The 17,277-nt window shown below is 72.9% G+C and carries 17 protein-coding genes; all 17 read right to left on the reverse strand.

Annotated features, from left to right (window positions below):
- The coding region (gene gltB / locus ACFE67_RS07195) for a glutamate synthase large subunit (protein WP_375406189.1) at window positions 1-4,552 on the reverse strand (4,552 nt) is incomplete at its 3' end.
- A gap of 103 nt (window positions 4,553-4,655) precedes the next feature.
- Window positions 4,656-5,630 carry a prolipoprotein diacylglyceryl transferase gene (lgt, locus tag ACFE67_RS07200; RefSeq protein WP_375406190.1) on the reverse strand — a complete coding sequence of 325 codons (975 nt, stop codon included), beginning with the start codon at window positions 5,628-5,630 and terminating at the stop codon, window positions 4,656-4,658.
- Between the two features lie 99 nt (window positions 5,631-5,729).
- The gene (gene trpA, locus ACFE67_RS07205; RefSeq protein ID WP_375406191.1) at window positions 5,730-6,542 is read right to left on the reverse strand and encodes a tryptophan synthase subunit alpha; all 813 of its coding nucleotides are present in this window, start codon (window positions 6,540-6,542) and stop codon (window positions 5,730-5,732) included.
- Entirely contained in the window at window positions 6,539-7,768 is a 1,230-nt protein-coding gene (trpB, locus tag ACFE67_RS07210; RefSeq protein ID WP_375406192.1) for a tryptophan synthase subunit beta, read from the reverse strand. The genes trpA and trpB overlap by 4 nt, the downstream gene beginning before the upstream one ends.
- Window positions 7,765-8,541: an indole-3-glycerol phosphate synthase TrpC gene (gene trpC / locus ACFE67_RS07215; protein WP_375406203.1), complete on the reverse strand. Its 777-nt coding sequence runs from the start codon at window positions 8,539-8,541 to the stop codon at window positions 7,765-7,767. Before trpC ends, trpB begins: the two co-directional genes overlap by 4 nt.
- Before the next feature lie 32 nt (window positions 8,542-8,573).
- Window positions 8,574-8,804 carry an HGxxPAAW family protein gene (locus ACFE67_RS07220; protein WP_375406193.1) on the reverse strand — a complete coding sequence of 77 codons (231 nt, stop codon included), beginning with the start codon at window positions 8,802-8,804 and terminating at the stop codon, window positions 8,574-8,576.
- A gap of 10 nt (window positions 8,805-8,814) precedes the next feature.
- Complete coding sequence (locus ACFE67_RS07225; RefSeq protein ID WP_375406194.1) at window positions 8,815-9,450, reverse strand: Trp biosynthesis-associated membrane protein; 636 nt, start codon at window positions 9,448-9,450, stop codon at window positions 8,815-8,817.
- Window positions 9,447-10,994 carry an anthranilate synthase component I gene (locus tag ACFE67_RS07230; protein ID WP_375406204.1) on the reverse strand — a complete coding sequence of 516 codons (1,548 nt, stop codon included), beginning with the start codon at window positions 10,992-10,994 and terminating at the stop codon, window positions 9,447-9,449. The genes ACFE67_RS07225 and ACFE67_RS07230 overlap by 4 nt, the downstream gene beginning before the upstream one ends.
- A gap of 5 nt (window positions 10,995-10,999) precedes the next feature.
- Window positions 11,000-11,407 carry a phosphoribosyl-AMP cyclohydrolase gene (hisI, locus tag ACFE67_RS07235; RefSeq protein WP_375406195.1) on the reverse strand — a complete coding sequence of 136 codons (408 nt, stop codon included), beginning with the start codon at window positions 11,405-11,407 and terminating at the stop codon, window positions 11,000-11,002.
- Window positions 11,404-12,177 (reverse strand): imidazole glycerol phosphate synthase subunit HisF, encoded by a 774-nt coding sequence (gene hisF / locus ACFE67_RS07240; RefSeq protein WP_375406196.1) that lies wholly within the window; start codon window positions 12,175-12,177, stop codon window positions 11,404-11,406. Before hisF ends, hisI begins: the two co-directional genes overlap by 4 nt.
- 97 nt (window positions 12,178-12,274) lie before the next feature.
- Window positions 12,275-13,114, reverse strand: coding sequence for an ATP phosphoribosyltransferase (hisG, locus tag ACFE67_RS07245; RefSeq protein ID WP_375406197.1), 840 nt, complete (start codon window positions 13,112-13,114; stop codon window positions 12,275-12,277).
- A 37-nt stretch (window positions 13,115-13,151) separates the two neighbouring features.
- Complete coding sequence (locus ACFE67_RS07250) at window positions 13,152-13,415, reverse strand: phosphoribosyl-ATP diphosphatase (RefSeq protein ID WP_375406198.1); 264 nt, start codon at window positions 13,413-13,415, stop codon at window positions 13,152-13,154.
- A gap of 118 nt (window positions 13,416-13,533) precedes the next feature.
- A complete protein-coding gene (gene rpe, locus ACFE67_RS07255) occupies window positions 13,534-14,181 on the reverse strand; it encodes a ribulose-phosphate 3-epimerase (protein WP_375406199.1) in 648 nt (215 codons plus the stop codon).
- A gap of 21 nt (window positions 14,182-14,202) precedes the next feature.
- Window positions 14,203-14,325, reverse strand: a complete 123-nt coding sequence (locus tag ACFE67_RS07260; RefSeq protein WP_375406200.1) for a hypothetical protein — start codon at window positions 14,323-14,325, stop codon at window positions 14,203-14,205.
- A 2-nt stretch (window positions 14,326-14,327) separates the two neighbouring features.
- The gene (gene hutI / locus ACFE67_RS07265; RefSeq protein ID WP_375406201.1) at window positions 14,328-15,476 is read right to left on the reverse strand and encodes an imidazolonepropionase; all 1,149 of its coding nucleotides are present in this window, start codon (window positions 15,474-15,476) and stop codon (window positions 14,328-14,330) included.
- Window positions 15,469-16,788 carry a formimidoylglutamate deiminase gene (locus ACFE67_RS07270; RefSeq protein ID WP_375406205.1) on the reverse strand — a complete coding sequence of 440 codons (1,320 nt, stop codon included), beginning with the start codon at window positions 16,786-16,788 and terminating at the stop codon, window positions 15,469-15,471. Before ACFE67_RS07270 ends, hutI begins: the two co-directional genes overlap by 8 nt.
- Window positions 16,789-16,855: 67 nt before the next feature.
- On the reverse strand, window positions 16,856-17,277 hold a 422-nt coding region (locus ACFE67_RS07275; RefSeq protein ID WP_375406202.1), incomplete at its 5' end, for a M20/M25/M40 family metallo-hydrolase.

The following is a 17,277-nucleotide window of genomic DNA, read 5'->3' on the forward strand; positions in this document are numbered from 1 at the left end:
CCTCCAGGATGCGCTTCCAGACCACGTCGCCGTCGGGGTCGAGGCCCTCGCCCTCCGCCTTCGCGCGGGCTTCGAGCACTGCCGCGTAGTTGTGCGGGAGCACCTTCACGAACTCGTCGACGACCGTCTCGAAGCTCGCCAGCATCCGGGCGGCGAGCGCGGACCCGGTCGTCTCGACGTGCCGCTGCAGCAGGTCGCGGAGGATCTCCGCGTCGGCGCTGTCCATCGGCAGCAGGTCGAGCTCGCCCGCGAGGGCGTCGGTGTTGACCTGCTCGGCCGTGAGCGCGTGCACGTACGCGGTGCCGCCCGACATGCCGGCGCCGAGGTTCCTGCCCGTCGCGCCGAGGATCACCGCGAGGCCGCCGGTCATGTACTCGAGCGCGTGGTCGCCCACGCCCTCGACGACCGCGGTCGCGCCGGAGTTCCTGACCAGGAAGCGCTCCCCCACCATGCCCGAGATGAACATCGTGCCCTGGGTCGCGCCGTAGCCGATCACGTTGCCGGCGATCACGTTCTCCTCGGCGGCGAAGGACGCCTCCGGGTGCGGTCGCAGCACGATCTCGCCGCCGGAGAGGCCCTTGCCGACGTAGTCGTTGCTGTCGCCGATCAGGCGGAGCGTGATCCCGGCGGGGAGGAAGGCGCCGAACGACTGGCCGGCCGAACCGGTCAGCACGACCTCGATCGAACCGGACGGCATGCCGTGCTCGCCGTGGCGCTTCGTGAGCTCGTGGCCGAGCATCGTGCCGACCGCGCGCTCGGTGTTCCGGATCGGCAGCTCGATCCGGGTCGTTCCGCCGTTCGCCAGCACGTCGGCCGCGCGGTGGATCAGCAGGTTGTCGAAGTGCTCGTCGAGCTCGTGGTCCTGCCCGACGCGACGCGTGCGCGGCTCGTCGTCGGCGAACGTGGGTCCGACCAGGATCGGCTCGAGGTCGAGGCCGTCGGCCTTCCAGTGCTCGATCGCGCCGTTCACGTCGAGCAGCTCCTTGCGGCCGATGATCTCCTCGATCGTGCGGTAGCCGAGCTCGGCGAGCAGCTCCCGCACCTCCTGCGCGATGAACTCGAAGAAGTTCACGACGAACTCGGGCTTGCCGCTGAACCGGGCCCGCAGCTCGGGGTTCTGCGTCGCGACGCCGACGGGGCAGGTGTCGAGGTGGCAGACGCGCATCATGACGCAGCCCTCGACGATCAGCGGCGCGGTGGCGAAGCCGTACTCCTCGGCGCCCAGCAGCGCGGCCACGACGACGTCGCGTCCGGTCTTCATCTGGCCGTCGACCTGCACGGTCACACGGTCGCGCAGCCCGTTCAGCATCAGCGTCTGCTGCGCCTCCGCGAGGCCCAGCTCCCACGGCGTGCCCGCGTGCTTCAGCGAGTTCAGCGGCGAGGCACCGGTGCCGCCGTCGTGGCCGGAGACCAGCACGACGTCGGCCTTCGCCTTCGTCACCCCCGCCGCGACCGCGCCGATGCCGGACTGGCTGACCAGCTTGACGTGGATGCGCGCAGCCGGGTTCGCCCGCTTCAGGTCGAAGATCAGCTGCTTCAGGTCCTCGATCGAGTAGATGTCGTGGTGCGGCGGCGGCGAGATCAGACCCACGCCGGCCGTCGAGTGCCGCGTCCGCGCGATCCAGGGGTACATCTTCGCGGGGGGCAGCTGCCCGCCCTCGCCCGGCTTCGCGCCCTGCGCCATCTTGATCTGGATGTCGTCGGCGTGCGTCAGGTACATGCTCGTGACGCCGAAGCGGCCGGATGCGACCTGCTTGATCCGCGAGCGGCGCTCGGGGTCGAGCAGCCGATCGACGTCCTCGCCGCCCTCGCCCGTGTTGGAGCGGCCGCCGAGCCGGTTCATCGCGATCGCGAGCGTCTCGTGCGCCTCCTTCGAGATCGAGCCGTAGGACATCGCACCGGTGTTGAAGCGGGTGACGATCGACTCGATCGACTCGACCTCGTCGAGCGGCACGGGATCGCGGTGCTCCGACGCGAACCGGAACATGCCGCGGAGCGTCATCAGATCGGTCGCCTGGTCGTCGACCAGGTGCGTGTACTCCTTGAACACGTCGTACCGGCGGGCGCGGGTGGAGTGCTGCAGCCGGAACACCGTCTCGGGGTTGAAGAGGTGCTTCGGGCCGCCGCGACGCCACTGGTACTCGCCGCCGGTCGCGAGGCCGACGTGGCTGAGCGCCGCGTCCTCCTCCGGGAACGCGGCCTCGTGCCGGGCGGCGGACTCCGCGGCGATCTCGGGCATGCCGATGCCGCCGAGCTTCGTCGTCGTGCCGGTGAAGTACTCCTGCACGAACTCGTTCGACAGGCCGACCGCCTCGAACGCCTGCGCCGCCGCGTAGGACGAGACGGTCGAGATGCCCATCTTCGACATGATCTTGAGCACGCCCTTGCCGAGCGCCTTGATCAGGTTCCCCACGGCCTTCTCGGGCGTGATGCCGGTGAGCACGCCGGAGCGTACGAGCTGCTCGACGGACTCCATCGCCAGGTACGGGTTGACGGCGGAGGCGCCGTAGCCGATGAGCAGCGCGACGTGGTGGACCTCCCGCACGTCGCCGGCCTCGACGATCAGGCCGACCTTCATGCGGTTCTGGTTGCGGATCAGGTGGTGGTGGATCGCCGAGGTCATCAGCAGGCTCGGGACCGGAGCGAGCTCGCGGCTCGAGTCGCGATCGGACAGCACGATGAACTCCGCACCGCGCTCGATCGCGCGGTCGACCTCGTCACGCATCGCCTCGATGCGGTCCTGCAGCGCGCGCTCGCCGTCCTCGACCCGGTACAGCCCGCGGACGACGGTCGTCGTCGCGGACCCGGGCGCCGCATCGATGTGCTGCAGCTTCGCCAGCTCGTCGTTGTCGATGACCGGGAAGTCGAGCACGACCTGACGGGCGTGCTCGGGGGTGGAGGAGAGCAGGTTCCGCTCCGGCCCGAGGCCGAGCTTCAGCGACGTCACGACCTCCTCGCGGATCGAGTCGAGCGGCGGGTTGGTCACCTGCGCGAACTGCTGCACGAAGTAGTCGAACAGCAGCCGGGGCCGCTTCGACAGGATCGCGATCGGGGTGTCCGACCCCATCGCGCCGAGCGGTTCCCCGCCCTTCTCCCCCATCGGGGCGAGCAGGATGCGCAACTCCTCGTCCGTGTACCCGAAGGTGCGCTGGCGGCGCTGCACCGAGGCGGGCGTGTACACGATGTGCTCGCGCTCGGGGAGGTCCGCGAGACGGATCCTGCCGTGCTCGATGTACTCCCCCCACGGCTTGCTCGACGCGAGCTCGGTCTTGATCTCCTCGTCGTCGATGATGCGGCCCGCGACGGTGTCGACGAGGAACATCTTCCCCGGGCGCAGACGGCCGCGGCGGGCCACCCGGCCCGGCGCGATGTCGAGCACGCCCGTCTCGGACGCCAGCACGATCAGGCCGTCGGTGGTCACCAGCCACCGGCCGGGGCGGAGGCCGTTGCGGTCGAGCGTCGCGCCGACGAGCGCGCCGTCGCTGAACACGATCGCGGCGGGGCCGTCCCACGGCTCCATGAGACCCGAGTGGTACTCGTAGAACGCGCGCAGGTCGGGGTCGAGATCGGGCTGGTTCTCCCACGCCTCCGGCACCATCATCATCACCGCGTGCGGCAGGCTGCGACCGCCGAGGCTCAGCAGCTCGACCACCTCGTCGAACGACGCGGAGTCGCTGGCGCCGGGGCTGCAGATGGGCAGCAGCGGGGTGATGTCGCCGATCAGGTCGCTGGAGAGCTGCGACTGCCGGGCCCGCATCCAGTTCCGGTTGCCCTGCACCGTGTTGATCTCGCCGTTGTGGGCGATCATCCGGAACGGCTGCGCGAGAGGCCAGGACGGGAAGGTGTTCGTCGAGTAGCGGGAGTGCACCAGCGCGAGCGTCGACATGAAGCGCTCGTCGGACAGGTCCGGGTAGAAGGGCTCCAGCTGCAGCGTCGTGACCATGCCCTTGTAGACGATCGTCCTGCTCGACAGCGAGGCGAAGTACGCCTGCAGCTCCCGCTCGGCGCGCTTGCGGAGGCGCATCGCCAGGCGGTCGAGCTCGATGCCGGTGCGCCGACCGCCGCTCGAGGACACGAAGAGCTGCTCGATCACCGGCATCGCGGCACGCGCCAGGTTCCCGATGGTGTCCGGCCGCGTCGGCACCTGCCGCCAGCCGAGGACCTCCAGGCCCTCCTCCGCCGCGATGTCGGCGACGGCCGCCTTCTGCACGTTGCGCTCGCGGGCGTCGGTCGGCAGGAAGGCGAGGCCCACGGCGTACTCCCCGGACGCGGGGAGGTCGAACGGCGCGACGGCCGAGAGGAACGCGTGCGGGATCTGGGTGACGATGCCGGCGCCGTCGCCGGTGCCCGCGTCGGAGCCGACCGCTCCGCGGTGCTCGAGGTTCCGCAGCGCGTCGAGCGCGTGGTCGATGATGTCGTGGCCCGGCGTACCGCGGAGCGTCGCGACCATCGCGAGGCCGCAGGCGTCCTTCTCGTCGGCGGGGTCGTAGAGACCGACGGCGGCGGGCACGGTGCTGAACGGCATCGATGTGCGGGGTGCGGTGTCGGCCATGCGTCCTCCAGGGGGCCCGAGATCGTGCGGGATGGGGCTCGTGGGGCGCCTTCGGCCCTGGGTGGTGCGGCTGCGGCTCGACGAGCCCGTCGGCCGCGCTACCTCACCTCGAGGCCGGGGCTCCGCTTGTGACGGGCGCCTCGGCCTGGTCCGCGTCGGGACCGTCCTCGAAGTCCCCTGCGGCGTAGCGCGATACTACCGGCGCATCCGGCACCCAATGTCGGCCCGGACGATAGGGGGTCGTCTCGACGCCGGGATGGCGGCGGCGCGACCAGACGATGATCGCCAGGCCCAGCAGGATCGACAGGAACGCCGCCCAGATGTTCACCCGCAGCCCCAGGTAGACCGTCGTCGGATCGATGCGGATCGCCTCGAACACGCTGCGGCCGATGCCGTACCAGATGAGGTACAGCCCGAGTCCGCGGCCCCAGCGCTGCTCGGCCCTCCTGTCGATGAGGAGGATCAGGACGGCGCCCGCCGTGTTCCAGATCAGCTCGTACAGGAACGTCGGGTGGAACAGCGTGCCGGGGGCGAGGCCGGCAGGGAACGCCGCGTTGGTGCTCGGCACCTGCAGCCCCCACGGCAGTGTCGTCGGCAGGCCGTAGAGCTCGGTGTTGAACCAGTTGCCGATGCGACCGATCGCCTGCGCCAGCAGCATGCCGGGTGCGAGCGCGTCGGCGAAGGAGAGGAACCGGACCCCGGTCCAGCGGCTGGCGATCCAGACGCCGACGGCACCGCCGAGGATGGATCCGAAGATGGCGTTGCCGCCGTTCCAGATCGCGATCGCATTCAGCCAGGTCGCCCCGTCGGTCAGCGGATGGTCCGGCCCGAAGTAGTCGCCGACGTGGGTGAGGACGTGCCAGGCGCGCGCGCCGACGAGCGCCAGCGGCACGGCGCAGATGGCGAAGTCGACGACGACGCCGGGCTGGCCGCCGCGCTGCGTCAGCCGCCGCGAGGTCACGATGACGGCGACGATGATGCCGGCGAGGATGCAGAGCGCGTAGCTGTGGATCGTGAAGATCCCGATCGTGAACGACTCCCACGACGCGGGCGGGCTCGGGATGGACGCCGTGATCACGGCGTCGAAGATACCGGGCGGCGATGGTGTTCACGGATCAGGGGATCCGCGAGGCGCTCCGCGCCGCCGGATCCCCTGATCCGTGAACACCCGATACCGCTAGACCCGGACGGTGCCCGCCGCGAGCTCGTCCGCCGCATCCGCGAGCGCCTCGAGGCCGCTGCCCAGCGCGGTCACGAGGCGGCTGCCGACGATCGCGCCGTCGGCGTAGGTGAGCACCTCGGCGACCTGCGTGCCGGTGGAGATGCCGACGCCCACCGCGAGCGGGCGGTCGGTCACCAGACGCAGCCGGTCCACCAGCGTGCGGGCGGCCGCGTCGACGTCGGACCGCGCACCGGTGATGCCCATCGTCGAGACCACGTAGGTGAACCCCCGGGAGTCCTCGGCGGAACGGCGCAGCCGGGCCTCCGACGACGTCGGCGCGGCCAGGAAGACGCGGTCGAGCGCCTCCGCGTCGCTCGCGGCGAGCCACTCCCCCGCCTCCTCCGGCACCAGGTCCGGCGTGATCAGGCCGGCTCCCCCTGCCGCGACGAGGTCCGAGGCGAAGCGCTCGACGCCGTAGGCGAGCACCGGGTTGAAGTAGGTCATGCACAGCACCGGCACGTCGGACGCCGCGCTGATCTCCCGGACCGCCTCGAACGCATGCCGCAACCGGAACCCGTTCTCGAGCGCCTGCGTCGTCGCCGCCTGGATCGTCGGACCGTCCATCACCGGGTCGGAGTACGGCAGACCGAGCTCGAGCACGTCGACGCCGTGCTGCGTGAGGGTGATCGCCGCCTCGATGCTCGTGCGGAGATCGGGGTAGCCGATCGGCAGATACCCGACGAGCGCGCCCGCACCGGTCCCCTTGGCCGAGCGGATCCGCGTCTCGACCGCGGAAGGGGACCCTCCTGACGCGCTCGACAGGGTCACTCCTGCACCGCGTCGCGGTCGACCAGGTCGAACCAGCGCGCGACCGTCGTCGTGTCCTTGTCGCCGCGCCCGGACAGGTTGATGAGCAGCGTCGCGTCGGGGCCGAGCTCCTTCCCGAGCTCGAGCGCACCGGCCAGCGCGTGGGCGGACTCGATGGCGGGGACGATGCCCTCCGTGCGGCTCAGGAGGCGGAGTGCGTCCATCGCGGCGGTGTCGGTCACGGGCCGGTAGGTGGCGCGGCCGATGTCGGCGAGGAACGCGTGCTCGGGGCCGACGCCCGGGTAGTCGAGCCCGGCGGAGATCGAGTGCGACTCGACGGTCTGGCCGTCCTCGTCCTGCAGCACGTAGCTGCGCGCCCCGTGCAGCACGCCGGGGCTGCCGACCGAGATGGTCGCGGCCGTGCGGGGCGTGTCCGCGCCGTCGCCGCCGGCCTCGAAGCCCCACAGCGCGACGCTCGGGTCGTCGAGGAACGCGGTGAAGATGCCGATCGCGTTCGATCCGCCGCCCACGCAGGCCAGCACGGCGTCGGGGAGCGAACCGGTGCGCTCCAGCAGCTGCGCGCGGGCCTCGTCGCCGATGATCCGCTGCAGGTCGCGGACCATCGCGGGGAACGGGTGGGGACCGGCGGCCGTGCCGAAGATGTAGGTCGTGGTGGCGACGTTGGTCACCCAGTCGCGCATCGCCTCGTTGATGGCGTCCTTCAGCGTCCGGGAGCCCGACGTGACCGGGATCACCTCGGCCCCGAGGAGGCGCATGCGGGCGACGTTCAGCGCCTGCCGCTCGGTGTCGACCTCGCCCATGTAGACGGTGCAGTCGAGCCCGAAAAGGGCGGCGGCGGTCGCCGTCGCGACGCCGTGCTGACCGGCCCCGGTCTCGGCGATGACCCGCTTCTTGCCGATCTTGCGCGTCAGCAGCGCCTGACCGAGCACGTTGTTGATCTTGTGCGAACCGGTGTGGTTGAGGTCCTCGCGCTTGAGGAAGACGCGGGCCCCGCCGGCGTGCGCGGCGAACCGCGGCACCTCGGTGAGCGGCGACGGACGGCCCGTGTAGTCGCGGTGCAGGTCGGCGAGCTCGGACCGGAACGACGGGTCGACCTTCAGCTCGTCCCACGCGGCCGACAGCTCGTCGAGCGCGGCGATCAGCGGCTCAGGGACCCAGCGGCCGCCGTAGGCGCCGAAGTACGGGCCGGCTCCCGATGGGCTGGAGGCGAGGGTCGTGTCGGTCATGCGTGTGCCTCCTCGAAGGCGCGGATCAGGGCAGCCGCGTCGCCGGTGACGAGCGCCTCGCCGACCAGCACCACGTCGGCGCCGGCCGCCCGGTAGGCGGCGACGTCGTCGGGCGTGCGCACGGCGGACTCGGCGACCGTGACGACGTCGTCGGGGATCCGGCCGGCGACGCGGCCGAACAGCTCCCGGTCCAGCTCGAACGTGTCCAGATCGCGGGCGTTGACCCCGAGCAGCCGGGCGCCGGCGTCGAGCCCGCGGTCCACCTCCTGCTCGTCGTGCGTCTCGACCAGCACGGTCATCCCGAGGTCCTGCGCCAGGGCCAGCAGCGACCGCAGCTCGCCGTCGGGCAGCGCCGCGACGATGAGCAGCACGAGGTCGGCGCCGGCCGCCCTGGCCTCGAGCACCTGGTAGGCGGTGGAGACGAAGTCCTTGCGCAGCACGGGCACACCGACGGCGGCGCGGACCGCCTGCAGGTCGGCGAGCGAGCCCAGGAAGCGGCGCTGCTCGGTGAGCACGCTGATCGCGCTGGCTCCTGCGGTCTCGTAGGTGCGGGCGAGCGCGGCGGGGTCCGGGATCTCGGCCAGCGCCCCGCGCGAGGGGCTGGCGCGTTTCACCTCGGCGATGACCTTGACCCGGTCCGCCGGCGCGAGTGCGGCGAGCGCATCGAGCGGCGGTGCGGCGGCCAGGGCGGCACGCTCGACCTCGACGAGGGGGCGCTCGACCTCGCGGGCCGCGGCGTCCTCGGCCGATCCCGCGGTCAGCTCGGCGAGCAGGCCGCGGAGGGTGGTGCCGGCCGCCGCGGTGCTCAGTGCGAGCCTCCGACGGCGCGATGGCCGCCGACGCCGAGGCCGACGGCCTTCATGACGCCGCCGACGATGAGCCCGATCGGGATGATCGCGGCACCGATGAAGACGAGCGGGATCACGTCGAGGAACAGCGCAGCGGTCGCGACCGTGAAGCCGATCAGCATGATCACGACCGCGGTCCAGGCCGCCGGCGACGATCCGTGGCCACCCTCTTCGATGGTGTTCGACATGCGCCCGATCCTACCGGTCGTCCGACTCGCCCGGGCCGGCCGGACCTGGCGCCCCGGTGGGGTCGGAGCCGCGGGTGAGGGCGTCCCACTCGGAGATCGGGTCGGTGGCGAGCACGACCGGGGTGTCCGCCCGGAACCGGCGGCCGCCGGTGGTCCACCTCCTGGTGCGGACCAGGACCACGAGGCCGAGGACCGCAGCGAGCGCCCCGGCAGCCAGCCCGACCTCGGGCCAGAGGGTGGCGGAGCGCGAGGCGACGAGCGACGCGACGTCCGTGACCCCCGTGACCGCCGTGATCGCGCCTCGGGTCCCGGCCCCGTCGTCGAGCACGCTCGGCAGCGCCGCGGCCACGATGCCGGCGCCGAGCAGCACCAGCACGACCCCGAGCACGATCCGCGCGATCCGCCCCGCGATGGACAGTGCGATGCCGAGCGCGAGGGCGACGATCCCGAGCGGGGCGAGCGCGGGCGCGACGGCCTGGCCCGCGACGACGACCGGGACGCGGACCCCCTCCACGATCGCCGTCGCGAAGGTCTGCGTCGACGCGAGCACCGCGCCGGCACCGGCGACGAGCACGCCGACGACCGTGATGAACCGCTCCCGCGCGGGCGTCAGGGGTCGATGACGGCTCGCGGGTGCGGGACTCATACGGTCCCGACCTGCCGCATCGCACTCGCGACGGCGACCGCCTTCAGCGGCGCGGTCGCCTTGTTCCAGCTCTCCGCGTACTCGAGCTCGGGCACCGAGTCGGAGACGAGTCCGCTGCCGGCCTGCACCCTGGCGACGCCGTCGGTGATGACCGCCGTGCGGATCGCGATCGCGAGGTCCAGGTCGCCGGCGAAGTCGAAGTAGCCCACGACACCGCCGTAGACGCCGCGTCGCGCCGGCTCGAGCGCGTCGATGATCTCGAGCGCCCGAGGCTTCGGGGCACCCGAGAGGGTGCCGGCGGGGAAGGTCGCGCGCAGCACGTCGATCGGCCCGACGCCCGGTCCCGCCTCCCCCTCGACGCTGGAGGTGATGTGCATGATGTGGCTGAACCGCTCGATCCGCATGAACTCGGTCACCTCGACGGTGCCGGGGACGCAGACCTTCGCGAGGTCGTTGCGGGCCAGGTCCACGAGCATCAGGTGCTCGGCGTGCTCCTTCTCGTCGACGCGCAGCTCGGCGGCGAACGCCTCGTCCGCCTCCGGGGTCGCCCCGCGCGGGCGCGAGCCGGCGATCGGGTGGCTGAACACCCGGCCGCCCTCGACCTTCACCAGCGCCTCCGGCGACGAGCCGACCACCGCGACGGGCGCCCCGTCCGGCCGTTCATGCGCGATCAGGTACATGTACGGCGACGGGTTCAGCTGGCGGAGCACCCGGTAGACGTCGAGCGGGCTCGCGGCGGTCGGCAGGTCGAAGCGCTGCGCGATCACGACCTGGAACACGTCGCCGTCGCGGATGTGCTCCTTCGCCGCGACGACGGAGGCGAGGTACTCCTCCCGCGCGGTCCTGGCGGTGGGCTGCGGGGCGATGTCGAAGTCGACCTCGGCGAGCGAGGCGTCGGTCGGGGTGCCGAGGCGGCGCTCGAGGGCGTCGAGGCGGCGCTGCGCGTCGGCCCACGCGGCGTCCGCGTCGATCTCGTCGGCGTCGTGCAGCACCGTCACGATCAGCGAGACGGTGCCCTTGAAGTGGTCGAACGCGACCACCTCGGAGGCGAACACCATGCCGAGGTCCGGCACCGCGTAGTCCGACGGCGGCGCGTCGGGCAGGTGCTCGAGCAGCCGGACCGCGTCCCAGCCGATGTAGCCGACCAGACCCCCGGTCAGCGGTGGCAGCCCGGGCACGCGGGGCGACGCCCAGTGCGAGTGCAGGTCGTCGAGCGCCTCCAGGTAGTCGCCGGTGATCCCGCCGACTCCGAACGCGCGGGAGGCGGGCAGGCCCCAGTCCTGCCACACCGGGCGGCCGCGCTGCTCGGTGAGCGCACCGAACGCGGCGACGCCGACGAACGAGTACCGCGACCAGATGCCTCCCTGCTCGGCGGACTCGAGCAGGAACGAGCCGGGGCGCATCGTCCCGCCCGCCCGCATCGCGAGCTTGCGGAAGATGCCGAGCGGCGTCTCGCTGTCCGCGAAGAGCACCCGGGCGACGGGGAGGACCCGGCGACCCTCCAGCAGCTCGCCGAACTCGGTGCGGGAGGTGGTGCCGGGCATCCCGGTCATGCGTGCGCTCCGGCGCTGTGCTCGTCGGTATCGGTCTCGGCGTGGACGGGGTGGGTGTCGAAGCAGGCGTGCGCGCCGGTGTGGCAGGCGGGGCCGACCTGCTCGACGGTGAGCAGGAGCGCGTCGGCGTCGCAGTCGAGCGCAGCGCCGCGGACGTACTGCACGTGACCGGAGGTGTCGCCCTTCCGCCAGTACTCCTGCCGCGAGCGGGACCAGAACACGGCGCGCCCTTCGGTCAGCGTGCGGCGGAGGGCCTCACGGTCCATGTACCCGACCATCAGCACCTGCCTGGTCGCCTCCTCCTGGACCACGGCGGTCAGCAGGCCGTCGGAGCCGAACTGCGCGAGCGCGAGCGCCTCCTGCGCATCCAGCGTGGGAGCGTCGGTGCTGGGTGGGTCGGTCATGGGGTCTCCTGCCTGACCGTGACGCCCGCGTCCGCGAGCGCCGACTTCACCTGGCCGATCGTGAGCAGCCCGCGGTGGAACACGCTCGCCGCGAGCACCGCGTCGGCGCCGGCCTGCACCGCGGGAGCGAAGTGCTCGAGCCCGCCCGCGCCTCCGGAAGCGATCAGCGGGACCGGGCTGACGGCCCTGACCGCCTCGATGAGCCGCACGTCGTAGCCCGCCTTGGTGCCGTCGGCGTCGATGGAGTTGAGCAGCAGCTCCCCCGCGCCGAGCCCGATCGCGCGGGTGGTCCACGCGATCGCGTCGATCCCGGTGTTCGTGCGGCCGCCGTGGGTCGTGACGGACCAGCCGGAGGGGCTGCGGGGGTCGTGCAGCACGTCGAGGGAGAGCACGCAGACCTGGGCGCCGAAGCGCGTCGCGATCTCCGCGATCAGCTCGGGGCGCGCGATCGCGGCGGAGTTCACGCCGATCTTGTCCGCGCCGGACTGCAGGAGGCGGTCGACGTCGTCGACGCTCCGCACCCCTCCGCCGACCGTGAGGGGGACGAAGACCTGCTCGGCGGTCCGGCGCACGGTGTCGAGGAGCGTGCCCCGCGCCTCCACCGTCGCGGTGACGTCGAGGAACGTGATCTCGTCCGCGCCGTCCGCCGCGTACCGGGCCGCGAGCTCGACCGGGTCGCCGGCGTCCTCGAGGCCGACGAAGTTCACGCCCTTGACGACGCGCCCGGCGGCGACGTCGAGGCACGGGATGACGCGGGTGGCGAGCGTCATCAGCCGGTATCCCGCCCGCTGGTGAGCCGCCGCGCGACTCGTGAGGCTGCGCGCGCGGGCTCGTCAGCCGCGGAGGGGCTCAGCAGGAGCAGGCGCATCAGAGCCTCGCGGCGTGGATCGGCGTGACGAAGATCGCCCGCGCGCCGAGCGCGTAGAGGCGGTCCATGACGAGGTTCATGTCGGTGCGCATGACGAGCACGCGCACGGCGGCCCAGTCCGGGTCGTGGAGGGGCGACACCGTCGGCGACTCGTAGCCGGGGGCGAGCGCGGTGGCCTCCTCCAGCAGGCTGCGGGGGATGTCGTAGTCGACCATCACCCAGCGGCGGGCGACGAGCACGCCGCTGAGCCGCCGCTCGAGCACGTCGAGCCCCTCCGGACGGACGGCCCCGGCGACCAGGACCGCGGTCGACTCCAGGATGACCGGACCGAAGATCTCGAGTCCCTGCGCACGCAAGGTGCTGCCCGTCTCGACGACGTCCGCGATCGCGTCGGCGACGCCGAGCCGGACCGCGGTCTCGACGGCGCCGTCGAGGTGGACGAGGGTCACCTCCACGCCCTCCCGCTCGAGGAAGGCGCCGACCAGACCGGTGTAGCTCGTCGCGACGCGGAGGCCCCTGAGGTCGTCCAGCGAGGTGAAGCGGCCGGCGGGACCGGCGAAGCGGAAGGTGGAGGACGCGAAGTCGAGCGCGGCGATCTCGACCGCGCTCGACCCGGAGTCGAGCAGCAGGTCGCGGCCGGTGATCCCGACGTCGAGGGCGCCCGAGCCGACGTAGGTGGCGATGTCGCGGGGGCGGAGGTAGAAGAACTCCGCGTCGTTGCGCGGGTCGGAGACCGTGAGCTCCTTCGGGTCCCGGCGGAGGCGGTAGCCGGCCTCGCCGAGCATCTGCGCGGCGGTGTCGGCGAGCGCGCCCTTGTTGGGCACGGCGATTCTCAGCATGGCGGTTCCTGGTGTCGAGGTGGTCGGGCGGGTCTCGTCAGAGATGGCGCCAGACGTCCTCGAGCGTCAGTCCGCGCGCGAGCAGCAGGACCTGGAGGTGGTACAGCAGCTGCGAGGCCTCTTCGGCGAGACGGTCGTCGCTCTCCCACTCGGCCGCCATCCAGACCTCGGCAGCCTCCTCCACGATCTTCTTGCCGATGCCGTGCACGCCGGAGTCGAGCTCGGTGACCGTGCGGGAGCCGGCCGGACGCAGGGCGGCCTTCGCCGACAGCTCGGCGAACAGCCCCTCGAACGTCTTCACGCGACCAGGGTATCGGGGCCGTGCACCCCTCGCGGTTCCGCAGAAACCCGCCGACGCGTCGTGCTCGCGAGCCCGTGTGCGCCGTCCCCGGGAAGACCTGCGGATCCGAAGAGGCAGGTCAGGACGTGGCGAGGGTGCGGAGGTGCTGGATCGCGGCGTCGGGGTCGGGCTGGCCGAAGACCGCCGAGCCCGCGACGAAGGTGTCTGCACCGGCCGCGGCGGCCGTCGCGATGGTGTCCGTGCCGATGCCGCCGTCGACCTGCAGCCAGACGTCGCGGTCGCCGATCGCCTCCCGGACCTCGCGGACCTTCGACATCAGGTCCGTCATGAACGACTGGCCGCCGAAGCCCGGCTCGACCGTCATCACGAGGATCTGGTCGAACTCCTCGATCGCAGCGAGGTACGGCGCGGCGTCCGTGCCCGGCTTCAGGGCGATACCGGCACGCGCGCCGGCCCGCCGGATCGAGCGCGCGGTCGCGATCGGCTCACGGGCGGCCTCCGCGTGGAAGGTCACGGTCTGGGCGCCCGCCTCCGCGTAGCCCGGCGCCCAGCGGTGGGGGTCGTCGATCATCAGGTGCACGTCGAGCGGCAGCGCGCTGACCTGCGCGAGCCGTTGCACCATCGGCAGCCCGAACGTGAGGTTCGGCACGAAGTGGTTGTCCATCACGTCGCAGTGCACCGCGTCGGCGGAGGGGATCCGGGCGATCTCCGCGGCGAAGGCGCTGAAGTCGGCGGACAGGATGCTCGGCTCGATCCGGACGGCCACGCGCCCGACTCTATTCGGTCGTCACGCGCGGTCGGCCCGCGCCGGCGTGCAGGGCGGGCCGGTGTCGGCCGGTGCCTGCGCCGTGGTCACCTGCGCCCAGGTCTCGAGATCGCAGAAGGGGACGAGGCGGTCTCGATGGGTCACGCCTATCGATCGCCGCGGACGACCCGGTGCGTGAGGGGCACGCCAGGACGGTAGGCGAGGTGGGCGGCGGAGGGTGCGTCGAGCACGTGGAGGGCTGCGGGCCCGCCGACCCGGATCGCGCCGGCGTCGTCGATCCCGAGCACGCGCGCGCCGCCGCGGGTCGCCGCCCAGAGCGCCTCGGCGAGCGTGAGGCGCTGCTGCAGCACGGCCGTCGCGACGCAGAACGCCATCGAGGTCGTGTAGCTCGAGCCGGGGTTGCAGTTGCTGGCGATCGCGAGCGGGACGCCCGCGTCGGCGAGACGGCGGGCGGGGGCGAGGGGCTGGCGGGTGCTCAGGTCGGCGGCGGGGAGCAGGACCGCGGTGACCCCGCTGCCCGCGACCGCTGCGATATCCGCGTCCGACACGTGGTTGACGTGGTCGACGCTCGCAGCGCCGAGCTCGGCCGCGAGGGCGACCCCTCCGGATTCCCCGAGCTGGTTGCCGTGCACCCTGAGGCGGAGCCCGGCGGCGCGGCCGGCGAGCAGCACCTCCCGCGACTCCTCGACGTCGAACGCGCCGGTCTCGCAGAAGACGTCGATCGCGTCGACGAACGGCAGGACCGCGTCGAGCATCGGGCCGACGACGAGGTCGAGGTAGTCGCGGCGGTCGACTCCGGCGGGCAGGAGGTGGGCGCCGAGGTAGGTGACGGAGTCGGCGACCTCCCTCCCGATGCGGGCGAGGCGCGCCTCCGATGCGACGTCGAGGCCGTAGCCGGTCTTCGTCTCGAGCGTCGTGGTACCCCCGGCGATCGCCTCGGTGCGGAGGCGTGTGGCGGAGGCGCGCAGCGCGTCGTCGGTGGCGGCCCTGGTCGCGGCGACCGTGGTGGCGATCCCGCCGGCCTGATAGGCCCGCCCGGCCATCCGTGCCTCGAACTCCGCGGCGCGGTCGCCGGCGAACACGAGGTGCGTGTGGCTGTCGACCCAGCCGGGCAGCACCGCGCGGCCGCCGAGGTCGGTGCGGATGTCGGCGGCCGGCGCGGCGGCGGCCGGGCCGATCCAGACGACTCGGCCGTCCTCGACGACGAGCGCCGCGTCGGTGAGCCGGGTCGACTCCTCCGGCGTCGGGCCGTCGTGGGTCGTCAGCTCCGCGATGCCGGTCAGCAGCTCAGCCATGCGCAGCTCCTGTTTCGTCGTTCAGGAAGAACGGCCGATCCGCCGCCGTCTCTCCTGCACGACGAAACACCTCCGCGCCGGCGACGACCGTTCTGAGGACGTCGGAGGCGGTCGCCGTCAGGATCAGCTGCTCCGGGGCCGAGCCGCTGGTCCTCGGGGAGTCGAGCGTCAGCTCGACGAAGTCGGCCGGGTCGCCGACCGCGAAGCCGTTCGAGCTGAGGCCGAGGCTCGCGGCGCCGTGCGCCGTCGCCGCGGTGAGCAGCTCGGCCGGGGTGAACCGGCCGCGCCGGCCGGAGGCGAGCCGCTCCCCCGCCTCCAGGCCCCGGATCTCGAGCAGCGGGTCGATCACGGACTGGCCGTCGGAGCCGAGGGCGATCCGGGCGCCCGCGTCGGCGAGCGCCCGCGCCGGACCGATGCCGTCGCCGAGGTCCGCCTCCGTCGTCGGGCAGAACGCGACCGCCGCGCCGGCAGCCCCGACCCGCGCCACGTCGTCGGCGGACAGGTGGGTGCCGTGCACGAGCGTCGTCCGCGGCGAGAGCACGCCGAGCCGGTCGAGGGCCGCGACGGGGGTCTCGCCGTGCAGGGCGAGGAACGCGTCGGTCTCCCGGGGCTGCTCCGCCACGTGGAGGTGCAGGGGCACGTCCGCGGGCAGACCGCCGACGATCCGCTCGATCGCCGGCAGTGGCACGGCGCGGACGGAGTGGATCGCGGCGCCGAGCGTGACGAGGGGGTCGTCGCCGAGCGCCTCCCGGAGCGCGTGCCAGCGGGCGAGGTAGCCCTCCGCGTCGCCGTCGCCGAAGCGCCGCTGCTCGGGACCCAGCGGGCCGCCGTCGACGTCGGCGGTGAGGTAGCAGGTGTCGAGGAGGACGAGGCGGATGCCGGCTTCGCGCGCGGCGTCGGCGATGGCCAGCTCCATCGCGTGCGGCGGGTCGTACGGGCGGCCGTCCGGGCGGTGGTGGACGTAGTGGAACTCGCCGACCGCGGTCCACCCCGCCGCCGTCATCTCGCCGAAGACGCGCCGCGCGACGGCGCGGTACGCCTCCGGCGTGAGCGCGCTCGCGAGCGCGTACATCGCCTCGCGCCAGCGCCAGAAGTCGCCGCCCTGGTCGTGCGTGCGACCACGGAGATCCCGGTGGAACGCGTGCGAGTGCGCGTTCACGAAGCCCGGCACGACCAGCTGCAGGACCCGGTCGCCGTCCTCGGGCGCGGTGCGGTCCTCGACGGCGGCGATCCGGCCGACCTCCACGGCGAAGCGCATGGCGGTGCGCGTGCCGGCGGGGGTGACGACGACCGCCGCCCAGTACGAGGTCATCGCCCGCACCAGCACTCTCCGTTTTGTAGGCAGGACCTGCCTACAAAACGGAGAGTCGTCGGGGGTCTCATGAGGCGAGCTCTCGGAGGATCCGCTCGAGGGCGTCGACGCCGGCGTTCAGGTCCGCCTCCGACGCGTCCTCCTCCGGGGCGTGGGAGACGCCGGTCGGGTTGCGGACGAAGAGCATCGCGGTCGGCACGTGCGCCGCGAGCACACCGGCGTCGTGGCCGGCACCGGTCGGCAGCGCGGGCACGCCGCCGAGCGCCGCATCGAGCTGCGACCGGAGGGCGGTGTCGAAGACGACCTCGTCGCTCCAGCTGCCCGCCTCGATCGCGGTTCCGCAGCCGTTGCGGGCGGCGGCGAGCGCTGCGGACTCCGCGATCCGCGCGACGACCGCGCGGACCGTCCCGCCGTCCTCAGCGCGGACGTCGAGCGACAGCTCGACGCGGGAGGCGATGACGTTCGTGCCACCCGGTACGGCCTCGATCC

The sequence above is a fragment of the uncultured Amnibacterium sp. genome (assembly GCF_964244015.1).
Lineage (GTDB): Bacteria > Actinomycetota > Actinomycetes > Actinomycetales > Microbacteriaceae > Amnibacterium.

Excerpts from the sequence above, each read along its gene's own strand:
- hisG (WP_375406197.1), bottom strand. The coding sequence starts at position 13,114 with ATGCTGAGAATCGCCGTGCCCAACAAGGGCGCGCTCGCCGACACCGCC.
- ACFE67_RS07270 (WP_375406205.1), bottom strand. The coding sequence starts at position 16,788 with ATGACCTCGTACTGGGCGGCGGTCGTCGTCACCCCCGCCGGCACGCGC.
- ACFE67_RS07220 (WP_375406193.1), bottom strand. The coding sequence starts at position 8,804 with ATGTCGAACACCATCGAAGAGGGTGGCCACGGATCGTCGCCGGCGGCC.
- ACFE67_RS07225 (WP_375406194.1), bottom strand. The coding sequence starts at position 9,450 with ATGAGTCCCGCACCCGCGAGCCGTCATCGACCCCTGACGCCCGCGCGG.
- hutI (WP_375406201.1), bottom strand. The coding sequence starts at position 15,476 with ATGGCTGAGCTGCTGACCGGCATCGCGGAGCTGACGACCCACGACGGC.
- hisI (WP_375406195.1), bottom strand. The coding sequence starts at position 11,407 with ATGACCGACCCACCCAGCACCGACGCTCCCACGCTGGATGCGCAGGAG.
- trpB (WP_375406192.1), bottom strand. The coding sequence starts at position 7,768 with ATGACCGACACGACCCTCGCCTCCAGCCCATCGGGAGCCGGCCCGTAC.
- hisF (WP_375406196.1), bottom strand. The coding sequence starts at position 12,177 with ATGACGCTCGCCACCCGCGTCATCCCGTGCCTCGACGTCGCCGCCGGG.
- ACFE67_RS07230 (WP_375406204.1), bottom strand. The coding sequence starts at position 10,994 with ATGCCCGGCACCACCTCCCGCACCGAGTTCGGCGAGCTGCTGGAGGGT.